The following is an 11,082-nucleotide window of genomic DNA, read 5'->3' as shown; positions in this document are numbered from 1 at the left end:
GTCCGGCCGAGATTGACTTTGGGCAAGGCAATGGCCAAGGATTGCGGCCATGCCTACTGCCGTCGTCTCCACTCAGGGCGCGTTCACGGTGCTGCGGTTCGGGCGGCTCGCGGCGATGGGGGTCGTCGCCGCGCTGATCCTGATCGCGGGGGTGTGGGCGTCCTGGAGTTCCGCCCAGTACGTGATGCTCACCAAGGGGCGGGAGAGCGGGACCATCGAGGTGACGGGGTGCGGTGCGGACACCTGCACCGGGCCCTACACGCCGATCTCCGCAGGGTCGCAGGCCCGGGAGCGGGTCGTGATCGAGAACTCGGCCGCCGTGGCGGACGGCGAGACGTACACCGTCGTGATGAAGCCGAGCAGCAGCGAGGTCGTCCGGTCCGGTCCCGCCGGGATCCTCTACTCCTGGGTGCCGCTGGGCGGGGCGCTGCTGCTCGCGTCGGTGGTGGTCGCGGGCGGGCTGGGGCGGACGCGGGCGGCGTGGGTCATGGCCGGGTCGGGGTTCGCGCTGATCACGGCGGCTTTTCTCGTGATCTGAGGGATCTGGGCGATCTGAGTGATCTGAGTGATCTGGGCCGGCATCGCCGACCTCCACGTCTGTGAAGGATCTGAGCGTTGCCTGTTCGTGCTTGTTCTGCCGACGGGCCGGGCTGGAAGCTGAGCCGCCCCCTCCACATCTTCCCCATTGGTTTCTCGAAGATGGACTGCCCCATGCGTACCCTCACTCGCGCCGGCGCCCTGTCCGCCGTCGCCGCGGCTGCTCTCCTCGCCTCCCCGGCCGTCGCCCACGCGACCGCCCCGGGCGACAACGGCACCGTCAAGATCCACGACGCCGCCACCGGCGAGGAGCTCCGCAAGAACGAGCCGCACGTCTGCACGTTCTACCTGGACGCCTTCGGCTTCGACGCCGGCCAGCAGATCGACTGGCACATCGAGGCCTGGGCCCCGACCGCCGCCACCAAGGGCGAGACGGTCACGGCCGGCGCCCTCACCCTCGACGCCGACGGTCACGGCCGTACGGACGACCTGTCGCTGCCCGACGGGCACTACAAACTGTTCTGGAACTTCGACGGCGAGCACGGCTCGGCCAAGCACAAGGTGTTCTGGACGGACTGCGAGGAGGAGAGCGACGACACGACGCCGTCCGCCACCCCGTCGGAGACGGTCGAAGGCACCGAGGCTCCGGCTGCCTCCCCGAGCGCGTCCGCCGAGGAGGGTGCCGCTCCTGCCGCGTCCTCCTCGCCGTCCGCCCAGGGCGGCACCGCCGAGGGCGATCTCGCCGAGACCGGCAACGGTGCCCCGGTGGGCCTGCTGTCCGGCGCCGCCGCCGCGCTGCTCGCCGCCGGCGGTTACCTGGTCTTCCGGCGCCGGAAGGCAAGCCAGAGCTGACGGCCGTAGCACAACCGGCGGTGCCCCCGTGCTCGTACAGCACGGGGGCACCGTCGGGTCCGGGCCGGTCAGCCGGTGTTGCGCAGGCCGGCGGCGACGCCGTTGACCGTCAGCAGCAGGGCCCGCGCCAGCAGCGGGTCGGGCTCGGTGCCCGCGGCCGCTGCGTCGCGCTGGCGCTTCAGGAGGGCCACCTGGAGGTAGGAAATGGGGTCCAGGTAGGCGTCGCGGATGGTGAACGTCTGCTTCAGGACGGGCTGGGCCTCGAGAAGTTCGTCCTCGCCGGTGACGCGGAGGATCTCCCGCACGGTCAGTTCGTGCTCGGCGCGGATGGCGTCGAAGACGTGCTTCAGCTCGTCGGGGACGAGGGTGTCGACGTAGTGCCCGGCGATCCGCAGGTCCGTCTTGGCCAGCGTCATCTCGACGTTGGAGACGAAGTTGCGGAAGAAGTGCCACTGCTCGTACATCTCGTCGAGCACGGTGTCCAGGCCCGCCTCGCGCAGCGCCTTCAGGCCGGAGCCGACGCCGAACCAGCCGGGGACGATCTGCCGGGACTGGGTCCAGCCGAACACCCATGGGATGGCCCGCAGCCCGTCCAGGCCCGCGCCCGAGTCGGGGCGGCGGGACGGCCTCGACCCCAGATGCAGGTCGGCGAGCTGGTCGACCGGCGTGGAGGCGAAGAAGTACGCCGGGAGGTCCGGGTCCTCCACCAGCCTGCGGTACGCCGCGTGCGCCGCGTCGCTGACCACGTCCATCGCCGCGTCCCAGCGGGCCAGCGCCTCCCCGGACTGGCGGGGGGCGGTGTGCAGGGCGGAGGCCTGCAGGGTCGCGGCCACCGTCAGCTCCAGGTTCTCCCTGGCCAGCGACGGGATCAGGTACTTGTCGGAGATGACCTCGCCCTGCTCGGTCACCTTGATCTCGCCCTCCAGGGTGCCCCAGGGCTGGGCGAGAATCGCGTCGTGGGTGGGGCCGCCGCCACGGCTGACGGTGCCGCCGCGGCCGTGGAAGAGGCGCAGCCGTACGCCGTAGCGGTGGGCGACGTCACGCAGTCGCCGCTGGGCGCGGTGGATCTCCCACTGCGAGGTCGTGATGCCGCCGAACTTCGAGGAGTCGGAGTAGCCGAGCATGACCTCCTGCACGTCGCCCCTGAGGGCGACCAGGCGCCGGTAGGACGGGTCGGCGAGCATGTCCTCGAGGATGGAGTCGGCGGCCTTGAGCTCGTCCGTCGTCTCCAGGAGCGGCACGATGCCGATCTTCGCCCAGCCGGCGTGCAGGTCGATCAGGCCGGCTTCGCGGGCCAGCACCGCCGCCGCGAAGACGTCGTCGGCGCCCTGGCACATCGAGATGATGTACGACTCGATGACCTCGGGCCCGAACACCTCCAGGGCCCGCTTGACGGTCCGGAAGACGCCGAAGGTCTTCTCGCCGGCCGCGTCGACGGGCGCGGGCGTCGGGGCCAGCGGCCTGCGCGACCTGAGTTCCTTGGCGAGCAGCTTCGTACGGTAGTCGCGCGGCATGTCCGCGTACCGCCAGGACTCCTCACCCAGTCGGTCGAACAGCTGACCGAGGGCGTGGTGGTGGGCGTCCGCGTGTTCGCGTACGTCCATGGTGGCGAGCTGGAGGCCGAAGGCGGCCAGCGTGCGGATGGTGCGGTCGAGGCGGCCGTCGGCGAACAGTCCGCCGCGGTGCTCGCGCAGGGAGGTCTGGATCAGCTTGAGGTCGTGGAGCAGCTCGCTGGTGCCGAGGTAGTCGCGGCCCGCCTCGTGCGGGGTGCCCTTGGCGAGGCGCTGCTTGGTGTTCTCCAGCTTCTGCCGGATGCAGGTGGCCTTCAGGCGGTAGGGCTCCTCGGCGTTCAGTCGCTTGTAGCGGGGGCTGATCTCGGGGAGCCGCTCCAGGTCCGTCTGGAGGGAGTCCAGCAGTTCCTCGGTGACGCCCGTGTACCTGATGGAGTTCGACAGGAAGCCGCGCAGCTCGTCGATCATCTCCAGGGCGTCGTTGATGCCGTGCTCGTGCTGGAGGATCAGCACCTCCCAGGTGACCTCGGGGGTCACGTTGGGGTTGCCGTCGCGGTCGCCGCCGATCCAGGTGCCGAAGGTGAGCGGGCGGGTGTCGTCGGGGATCCTGACGCCGACGCGCTCCAGCTCGGCGGTGAGGTCCTCGAGGACGTCGCCGACGGCGCCCGCGTGCAGCTCGTCGAGGTAGTAGATCGCGTTGCGGGCCTCGTCGGCCGGTTCGGGGCGTACGACGCGCAGCTCGTCGGTCTGCCATACGAGGTCGATGTTCTCGGCCAGACGGGTGTCGTGGCGGCGCCGATCGGCGTCGATGACGGGGGTGTCCAGCAGCGCGGCGATGCGCCGCAGCTTGTTGAGGACCGAACGGCGGGCGGCCTCCGTGGGGTGGGCCGTGAACACCGGACGAACATTGAGGTGGCGGACCGTCTCCCGCAGGTGCTCCGGGTCGGCGTCCTTCAGCCGGTCTGCCGTACGGGAGAGCAGTCCGCCCTCGGCGGCGCGCTTGGCGCGCAGTTCGCGGCCGCGGTGGACCTGCTCGGTGACGTTGGCCAGGTGGAAGTACGTGGAGAAGGCGCGGACCAGCTTGGCCGCGGTCTCCAGTTCGGTGCCGCGCAGCAGTTCTGCGGCGGCCTCGCCGTCCTCGCGGGTGAGGCGGCGCACCTTCTCTACGAGTTCCAGCAGCTCAGGGCCCTCCTGGCGGACGAGTGTCTCACCAAGAAGATCGCCCAGCCGGCGGATGTCGGCGCGCAGCGCACTGCTGGTCGTCGTGGTCTGGTCGTCGGCACTGCTCACAGGTGCGGCTCCTTGCAGTGTTGAAGCTCGTCTGAAGCTCGTGAGGGAGGGAACCCGGTGACCCGTTCGCGCGGCGGGGTGCCGCATACGGGCCGGATCATCCGGGAAGTAAACAGAGCGGACCGCGCTGTCCGACCGACTCCAGGATAGGTGTCGGCCGGGACGCGCAGCTCACGGGCTCTTGCCGCCGGGCGGCGCACTGACATACTTACGACGCCGTAGGTTACGGAACCGTAGGGAAGGCTCTTTCGAGCCCCTCTCGCGGACTTCCCCCAGCCATGGCACCTATCTCAACCCTCGAAACCCCACAGGGGACGCCCCATGACCACGAGCTCCGATGTGATCGACGACGCCCCGAAGGCGACCTCCCAGGACACCTCCGCCTCCCAGCCGGTCGGCACCCTGGGCGGCGACCGCAAGGGTTCGGCGGAGCAGATCGCGCTTCTGCTCTTCATCATCGTCCCGTTCCTCGCGCTGATCGCGGCGGTGCCGCTGGCGTGGGGGTGGGGCGTGAGCTGGCTGGACCTCGGCCTGCTGGTCTTCTTCTACTTCCTCGGCTGCCACGGCATCACGATCGGTTTCCACCGCCATTTCACCCACAGTTCGTTCAAGGCCAAGCGGCCCCTGAAGATCGCACTGGCGATCGCGGGCTCGCTGGCGGTCGAGGGCCCCCTGGTGCGCTGGGTGGCCGACCATCGCAAGCATCACAAGTTCTCCGACGCGGAGGGCGACCCGCACTCCCCGTGGCGTTACGGCGAGACCGTGCCGGCCCTGATGAAGGGTCTGTGGTGGGCACACATCGGATGGATGTTCGACGAGGAGCGCACGCCGCAGGACAAGTACGCGCCGGACCTGATCAAGGACCGGACGCTGCGGAACATCTCCCGTCAGTTCATCCTGTGGACAGTGGTGTCCCTGGCCCTGCCGGCGCTGATCGGCGGCCTGGTGACGATGTCCTGGTGGGGCGCGTTCACCGGGTTCTTCTGGGGGTCACTCGTCCGGGTGGCGCTGCTGCATCACGTGACGTGGTCGATCAACTCGATCTGCCACGCGGTCGGCAAGCGCCCGTTCAGGTCGCGTGATCGCTCGGGCAACGTGTGGTGGCTGGCGATCCTGTCCTGCGGCGAGTCCTGGCACAACCTGCACCACGCCGACCCGACCTCCGCGCGGCACGGTGTGGAGCGCGGCCAGATCGACTCCTCGGCCCGGCTGATCCGCTGGTTCGAGCTGGCCGGGTGGGCCTACGACGTGCGCTGGCCATCACGCTCGCGTATCGATTCCCGCCGGAACACCGGGGGAGACGGCTCCCGGCGCGGGCGGGAGACCGCCGAGGCGGCATGATTGACGGCGTGGCGACCGACTCCAGCAGCACTCCCAGCAACGAGAAGCCGCGGCGCACGCGCCGTACCCGTATGACCGGTGCGGAGCGTCGCCAGCAGCTGCTGGAGATCGGTCGCACCCTCTTCGCCGCGAAGGGCTTCGAGGGCACGTCGGTGGAGGAGATCGCGGCGAAGGCCGGGGTGTCCAAACCGGTGGTGTACGAGCACTTCGGCGGCAAGGAGGGTTTGTACGCGGTGGTCGTGGACCGCGAGATGCGGCGCCTGCTGGACATGGTGACCAGCTCGCTGACCGCGGGCCATCCGCGTGAGCTGTGCGAACAGGCAGCGTTCGCGCTGCTGGACTACATCGAGGAGTACACGGACGGTTTCCGCATCCTGGTCCGTGACTCCCCCATCCCGCAGTCGACCGGCTCCTTCGCGTCTCTCATCTCGGACATCGCCACCCAGGTGGAGGACATCCTGGGCCGCGAGTTCAAAAGCCGCGGCTTCGACCCCAAGCTGGCTCCGTTGTACGCCCAGGCCCTGGTCGGCATGGTCGCGCTGACCGGCCAGTGGTGGCTGGAGGTACGCCGCCCGAAGAAGGCGGAGGTGGCGGCGCATCTGGTGAATCTGGCGTGGCACGGGCTGGACGGGCTGGAGCAGAAGCCGCGGTTGATCGGGCATCGAAAGAGCTGAACCAAGAGACAACAAGGTTAATCTTGTGTCAGCATGTGCACATGACTGAGATTGCGATCAGCGCGGCCCGCTCCCAGCTCGGCGACCTGGTCCGCCGTGCCGCCCACTCCCGCGAGACCATCGCCCTCACCGACCATGGACACGTGGCCGCGCTCCTGATCTCACCCCAGGTAATAGAGGATCTCGAAGATGCCCTTGCGGTGGCCGAGTACGAGCTCAAGAAGGAGCGCGGAACACTCGGGCCGGGCATCCCGCACGAAGAGGTCGGCCGAATGCTGGGACTGCGGTAAGTGACCTACGAGATCATCTGGGAACCGCGCGCCACCAACGCGGCCGTGCGGTTCCTCAAGGACGACCCCACGGGGCTGGCCGCTGTCTACGAAGCTGTGGACGCCCTGGCCACTCAACCCCGCCCACACGGTTCCGTCCCCTACGGCTCACAAGATGTGCGCCGCCTGTACGTCAACGACTACCGGGTTCTGTACGTCATCGACGACGACGTGATCCACATCCTCGTCACCCACCTGGGCCGAACGCCCTGAATCCCCACCTCCCGCACCTCACAGCGGCGTGGACGCCACGGCGAAGATGCGGCGGAAGGGGAACGGGGTGCCGTGCTTGCCTGACGGGTAGGCGCGACGCAGGGCGGCTCGGTAGTCGTTCAGGAACTCGTCCTTCGCCGCGGGGTCGTCCGCGAGGGCGGTGAGGACGGGGCGCAGGCCCGTGCCCTTCACCCAGTCGAGGACGGGGTCCTCGCCGGTCAGCAGATGGATGTACGTGGTCTCCCAGACGTCGGCCGTGCAGCCGAGGGCGGTGAGATGTTCGAGGTAGGCCTCGGGCGCCAGGACCGCCTCGTCGTGACGCAGGACGCCCGAGAGGCGGGGGTGGGCGGCGGCGAGGTCGCGCATCAGGCGGTGGCTGGGGGCATCGAAGTTGCCGGGGACCTGGAAGGCGAAGGTGCCGCCGGGGGCGAGCCCGGCGATCCAGTCGCCGAAGCGGTCGGCGTGGCCGGCCACCCACTGGAGCGTGGCGTTGCTGATGATCAGGTCGTGCGGCTCCGTCGGCGTCCAGGTGCGCACGTCGGCGTGGGCGAAGTCGAGGCGGCCGCCGGCCGGGGTGGGGCCCGCCTGGGCCCGGGCGTCGGCGAGCATCTCCGGGGAGTTGTCGTAGCCGGTGATGTGCGCGGTGGGCCAGCGCCGGGCGAGCAGGGCCGTGACGTTGCCGGGGCCGCAGCCGAGGTCGGCGATGCGGGGCCGGCCGGCGGGGAGATCGGGGACGTGGGCGAGGAGGTCGGCGAAGGGGCGGGCGCGGTGGCCGGCGTGACGCAGGTACTGGGCGGGGTCCCAGGTGGCGGCGGCAGACATGGCGGGCCTTCCTTGAAGTCACCGTAGGTCGGCCCCAGCTTGCCCCGCAAGGTATCTTGACGTCAAGAGACTTCACGTCGACACAACCACTACACTGATCGCCATGGAGGACGAGGTCGATCGGCTGGTCGCAGCATGGCGCCGGGAGCGCCCGGACCTCGACGTGGAACCGCTCGAGGTGCTCAGCCGGGTGAGCAGACTCGCCCGGCACCTGGACCGCGCACGCCGGCTGGCTTTCGCCGAGCACAACCTGGAGCCCTGGGAGTTCGACGTCCTGACGGCACTGCGCCGCGCGGGCACCCCGTACCAGCTCTCCCCCGGACAGCTGCTGACCCAGACCCTGGTCACCTCGGGCACGATGACGAACCGTATCGACCGCCTGGCAAAGAAGGGCCTGGTGGAACGCCTGCCCGACCCCAGCGACCGGCGTGGCGTCCTGGTCCGCCTCACCGACGAGGGCCGGGACCGCGCCGACCAGGCGCTGGCGGGCCTGCTGGACCAGGAGCGGGCGATCCTCGCGGAGCTGTCCCACGCCCAGCGCAGCGAACTGGCAGCGCTACTACGCCAGTTGACCGCCCCGTTCGACAACATCCCCAGCTAGGTCCACGGGCCCGACCCCCGCCCTGCGCGCCAGCGCGACGGCGGCGAGGGTGGAGTGGACGCCGAGCTTGCCGAGGACGTTCTGCATATGCGTCCGTACGGTGTGCGGGGACAGATACAGCCGCTCGGCGACGGCCTTGCGCCCGAGCCCCGCGACCATGCACCGCAGCACCTCCCGCTCCCGCGGGGTGAGGGACTCCACCAGCCGCTCGCTCTCGGTGCGGTGCTTCCGGGCGGCCGTCAGCTCGCGCAGCACCCCGGTGAGCAGGGCTGGTGGCAGATGCGTCTCGTCGCGCAGCACACCTCGTACGACCGTGAGCAGCCGGGACAGCGAACAGTCCTTGGCGACCCACCCGCCGGCCCCCGCCTGCAGGGCGAGGGCGGCACGCCGCGGATCGTCCTTCTCGGCGAGTACGACGATCCGCGCCGCGGGCTGCGCCGACCGGACCGCCGCGACGAGGGAGATCCCGTCCACGACCCCGTCCACGCCGCCCTCCTGCACGGGCACGGGCACGGTGGGCCGCACTGCGGGTACGTTCCCGCCCAGATCGGCGTCGACGAGCAGTACGTCGAACCGGCGGCCCTCGGCGGCCGCGCGCTCCAGGCTGCGCAGCGCGGCGGGACCGCTGCCGGCCGCGGAGACGTCGACGTCGGGCTCGGCGGCCAGGGCCGCGGCGAGGGACTCGGCGAAGATGCGGTGGTCGTCGACGACCAGGACTCGGATGCGAACCACAAAACCCCCTCCCCCACGCTCTCCAAGAGCAGGGGATCCATCGTCGGGAGCCGCCGACCGGTGCGGGTACGACGCCCGAAGCGCTCCCGGGTTGTTGTTTCTGCCGTTCCCCAGGACGGGGTCGCCGCAGCCGCACGGCCGCCGCCGTGCAGAAACTGCTACCCCCACTTCGGGCGTCGTACCCGAACTCGTCTCGCCCCCTGAACAGCACCGGCCCCCACCGGCGCTGCTCATCAGAGTACGGCCGGGGACCGGGAGCGGAAGGTAATTTGCAGAACTGGTTGTCCGACGCGTTTATGGTGAGCCGCATGTTTCGTATGGAGACAGAAGTCGACAAATCCCGGCGCGATCTTCTCCGCACCCGGCTCCGCAACAGCAATACGGCCGCGTCCCCCGTCCTGCGCGACCTGCGTGGAACCCCCGCCGAACGCGAAGTCCCCCTCCACGTGTGGGTGTTGGACGGCTCGGACGCCCTGGCGGGCGGGCTGGTGGGGCATACGTGGGCGGCGTGGCTGCACGTGACGTACCTGTGGGTCGACGAACGCCACCGGGGTGCGGGGCTGGGTTCGCGACTGCTGTCCGAGGCGGAGCGGGTGGCGCGGGCGGAGCGGGGCTGCTCGGCATCCCGGCTGGAGACGTGGGACTTCCAGGCGCCGAAGTTCTACGAGAAACAGGGGTACGACGTGGTGTGCGCGATCCCGGACTATCCCCCGGGGATCACGGAGTTCACGCTGACGAAGAGGCTCGGGGGGCGCTGAGAAACGAAGCGAGCCCGGAGCGCCGTCGGGGACATGAAGCTCTGCACAACGCGCCTTGAAGCAACGGACACCCGCCCCGCTCTCACCGTTGCCTACGTCTACGACGCCCCGCCGCCCGAGCCCGGCCTGATCCGCATCGCCCTCGTGTCGCCGGTGCGCTTCGCGGGCGGTGGCACCGAGTTCTGATTCGCCGCCACCGCCTGCCACCAGCAGACCGGCGGAAACTCAGCTCACCCGTCGTGCCCCCGCCGAAGGCACCGCCTCGAACACGCGCGGCGTGGTGAAGCCGGCGGCTGCGAAGGCCTCCTCCACTGCCTTGGTGATGGTGTCCACGTCGGCGACGTCGGCCAGGACGATCGCCGAGCCGCCGAAGCCGCCGCCCGTCATGCGCGCTCCCAGGGCCCCCGCCGAAAGCGCGGTGTCCACGACCAGGTCCAGCTCCGGGCACGAGATGCGGAAGTCGTCCCGCAGTGAGGCGTGGCCCTCGGTGAGGATCGGGCCGATCGTGCGGGTCTCGCCCGATTCCAGGAGGGCGACGACTCGTTCGACTCGTTCGTCCTCCGTGACCACGTGGCGGACCAGGCGGCGGACCTCCTCCTCGTCGCCCAGGCGGGCCAGGGCCGCGTCCAGCTCGGCGTACGGGATGTCGCGGAGGGCGTCGACGCCCAGCAGGGCCGCGCCCTTCTCGCATCCGGCGCGGCGCTTGCCGTACTCGCCGGTGCTGTGTTCGTGCTTGACCTGGGTGTCGACGACCAGCAGGCGCATGCCCTCGGCCGCGAGGTCGAAGGGGATCTGGCGCTGGGAGAGGTCGCGGGTGTCCAGGAACAGGGCGTGGCCCGCGGTGCAGCAGGCGGAGGCCGTCTGGTCCATGATGCCGACCGGGGCGCCGACGTAGACGTTCTCGGCGCGCTGGCACAGGCGGGCCAACTGCCAGCCCTTCAGGTCCAGTTCGTAAAGATCGTTGAGCGCCAGGGCGATCACGACCTCCAGGGCCGCCGACGACGACAGGCCCGCGCCCGCCGGGACCGTGGAGGTCAGGTGGACGTCCGCGCCGGTCACCTCGTGGCCGGCCGCGCGCAGCGCCCAGACCACGCCCGCCGGGTACGCCGTCCAGTTCCTGTCCGACTCCGGCTCCAGGGCGTCGACGTCCAGTTCGACGACGCCGCCCTCGACGTCCGACGAGTGCAGGCGCAGTACGCCGTCGTCGCGGCGCGAGACCGCGGCGACCGCGGTGTGCGGCAGCGCGAACGGCATCACGAAGCCGTCGTTGTAGTCGGTGTGTTCGCCGATGAGGTTGACCCGGCCCGGTGCGGCCCACACGCCGTCCGGTTCGGCCCCGTACAGCTCCTTGAACCGCTCGGCGACAGTCCCTGCGGCGACCTCGCCGGCCTCGCTGCTCATATCCCTGACCCCTGACCTTCC

13 protein-coding genes are annotated in these 11,082 nt (G+C 70.4%); 9 read left to right on the top strand and 4 right to left on the bottom strand.

All coding sequences use genetic code 11. The features are described from left to right. Positions 1 to 49 precede the first annotated feature (49 nt). Together ACFVJQ_RS19475 and ACFVJQ_RS19470 are read left to right on the top strand one after the other, a co-directional pair. Positions 50 to 538 (top strand): hypothetical protein, encoded by a 489-nt coding sequence (locus ACFVJQ_RS19475; RefSeq protein ID WP_385513509.1) that lies wholly within the window; start codon positions 50 to 52, stop codon positions 536 to 538. A 173-nt stretch (positions 539 to 711) separates the two neighbouring features. Then, on the top strand, positions 712 to 1,389 hold the full coding sequence (locus tag ACFVJQ_RS19470) for an LPXTG cell wall anchor domain-containing protein (protein ID WP_385513508.1): 678 nt from the start codon (positions 712 to 714) through the stop codon (positions 1,387 to 1,389). A gap of 68 nt (positions 1,390 to 1,457) precedes the next feature. On the opposite strand, the gene ppc is transcribed toward ACFVJQ_RS19470, so the two are convergent. Continuing rightward, positions 1,458 to 4,190 carry a phosphoenolpyruvate carboxylase gene (ppc, locus tag ACFVJQ_RS19465; protein WP_385785345.1) on the bottom strand — a complete coding sequence of 911 codons (2,733 nt, stop codon included), beginning with the start codon at positions 4,188 to 4,190 and terminating at the stop codon, positions 1,458 to 1,460. A 321-nt stretch (positions 4,191 to 4,511) separates the two neighbouring features. Here ppc and ACFVJQ_RS19460 point away from each other — a divergent pair, with 321 nt between their 5' ends. From ACFVJQ_RS19460 to ACFVJQ_RS19445, 4 genes are read left to right on the top strand one after another with little or no spacing between them, the layout of a single operon-like run. Further along, the gene (locus ACFVJQ_RS19460) at positions 4,512 to 5,531 is read left to right on the top strand and encodes an acyl-CoA desaturase (protein WP_385513506.1); all 1,020 of its coding nucleotides are present in this window, start codon (positions 4,512 to 4,514) and stop codon (positions 5,529 to 5,531) included. Continuing rightward, positions 5,528 to 6,205, top strand: a complete 678-nt coding sequence (locus tag ACFVJQ_RS19455) for a TetR/AcrR family transcriptional regulator (RefSeq protein ID WP_224738088.1) — start codon at positions 5,528 to 5,530, stop codon at positions 6,203 to 6,205. The genes ACFVJQ_RS19460 and ACFVJQ_RS19455 overlap by 4 nt, the downstream gene beginning before the upstream one ends. Before the next feature lie 41 nt (positions 6,206 to 6,246). After that, positions 6,247 to 6,495, top strand: coding sequence for a type II toxin-antitoxin system Phd/YefM family antitoxin (locus ACFVJQ_RS19450; RefSeq protein WP_385513505.1), 249 nt, complete (start codon positions 6,247 to 6,249; stop codon positions 6,493 to 6,495). Beyond that, positions 6,496 to 6,747: a type II toxin-antitoxin system RelE/ParE family toxin gene (locus tag ACFVJQ_RS19445; protein WP_385513504.1), complete on the top strand. Its 252-nt coding sequence runs from the start codon at positions 6,496 to 6,498 to the stop codon at positions 6,745 to 6,747. A gap of 18 nt (positions 6,748 to 6,765) precedes the next feature. Here ACFVJQ_RS19445 and ACFVJQ_RS19440 read toward each other — a convergent pair whose 3' ends face one another. Beyond that, positions 6,766 to 7,569: a trans-aconitate 2-methyltransferase gene (locus ACFVJQ_RS19440; RefSeq protein ID WP_385513503.1), complete on the bottom strand. Its 804-nt coding sequence runs from the start codon at positions 7,567 to 7,569 to the stop codon at positions 6,766 to 6,768. Positions 7,570 to 7,672: 103 nt separating this feature from the next. Between ACFVJQ_RS19440 and tamR the strand changes: the two genes are divergently transcribed. Beyond that, positions 7,673 to 8,170, top strand: coding sequence for a MarR family transcriptional regulator TamR (gene tamR / locus ACFVJQ_RS19435; protein ID WP_224735024.1), 498 nt, complete (start codon positions 7,673 to 7,675; stop codon positions 8,168 to 8,170). On the opposite strand, the gene ACFVJQ_RS19430 is transcribed toward tamR, so the two are convergent. Beyond that, a complete protein-coding gene (locus ACFVJQ_RS19430) occupies positions 8,129 to 8,902 on the bottom strand; it encodes a LuxR C-terminal-related transcriptional regulator (protein ID WP_385785339.1) in 774 nt (257 codons plus the stop codon). The genes tamR and ACFVJQ_RS19430 overlap by 42 nt on opposite strands. A gap of 296 nt (positions 8,903 to 9,198) precedes the next feature. On the opposite strand from ACFVJQ_RS19430, the gene ACFVJQ_RS19425 reads away from it, so the two are divergent. Then, positions 9,199 to 9,660, top strand: a complete 462-nt coding sequence (locus ACFVJQ_RS19425; protein ID WP_385513501.1) for a GNAT family N-acetyltransferase — start codon at positions 9,199 to 9,201, stop codon at positions 9,658 to 9,660. A gap of 33 nt (positions 9,661 to 9,693) precedes the next feature. Further along, on the top strand, positions 9,694 to 9,846 hold the full coding sequence (locus ACFVJQ_RS19420; RefSeq protein ID WP_385513500.1) for a hypothetical protein: 153 nt from the start codon (positions 9,694 to 9,696) through the stop codon (positions 9,844 to 9,846). A gap of 39 nt (positions 9,847 to 9,885) precedes the next feature. Here ACFVJQ_RS19420 and galK read toward each other — a convergent pair whose 3' ends face one another. After that, a complete protein-coding gene (gene galK, locus ACFVJQ_RS19415) occupies positions 9,886 to 11,061 on the bottom strand; it encodes a galactokinase (protein WP_385513499.1) in 1,176 nt (391 codons plus the stop codon). Positions 11,062 to 11,082 lie beyond the last annotated feature (21 nt).

Source organism: Streptomyces sp. NPDC127197 (assembly GCF_042672405.1).
Classification (GTDB): Bacteria; Actinomycetota; Actinomycetes; order Streptomycetales; family Streptomycetaceae; genus Streptomyces; species Streptomyces flavusporus.
This window is presented reverse-complemented; position numbering and strand designations above follow the sequence as displayed.

Coding starts and splice junctions, on each gene's coding strand:
- ACFVJQ_RS19475 (WP_385513509.1), top strand. CDS start 50: ATGCCTACTGCCGTCGTCTCCACTCAGGGCGCGTTCACGGTGCTGCGG.
- ACFVJQ_RS19470 (WP_385513508.1), top strand. CDS start 712: ATGCGTACCCTCACTCGCGCCGGCGCCCTGTCCGCCGTCGCCGCGGCT.
- ACFVJQ_RS19460 (WP_385513506.1), top strand. CDS start 4,512: ATGACCACGAGCTCCGATGTGATCGACGACGCCCCGAAGGCGACCTCC.
- ACFVJQ_RS19455 (WP_224738088.1), top strand. CDS start 5,528: ATGATTGACGGCGTGGCGACCGACTCCAGCAGCACTCCCAGCAACGAG.
- ACFVJQ_RS19450 (WP_385513505.1), top strand. CDS start 6,247: ATGACTGAGATTGCGATCAGCGCGGCCCGCTCCCAGCTCGGCGACCTG.
- ACFVJQ_RS19440 (WP_385513503.1), bottom strand. CDS start 7,569: ATGTCTGCCGCCGCCACCTGGGACCCCGCCCAGTACCTGCGTCACGCC.
- tamR (WP_224735024.1), top strand. CDS start 7,673: ATGGAGGACGAGGTCGATCGGCTGGTCGCAGCATGGCGCCGGGAGCGC.
- ACFVJQ_RS19425 (WP_385513501.1), top strand. CDS start 9,199: ATGGTGAGCCGCATGTTTCGTATGGAGACAGAAGTCGACAAATCCCGG.
- ACFVJQ_RS19420 (WP_385513500.1), top strand. CDS start 9,694: ATGAAGCTCTGCACAACGCGCCTTGAAGCAACGGACACCCGCCCCGCT.
- galK (WP_385513499.1), bottom strand. CDS start 11,061: ATGAGCAGCGAGGCCGGCGAGGTCGCCGCAGGGACTGTCGCCGAGCGG.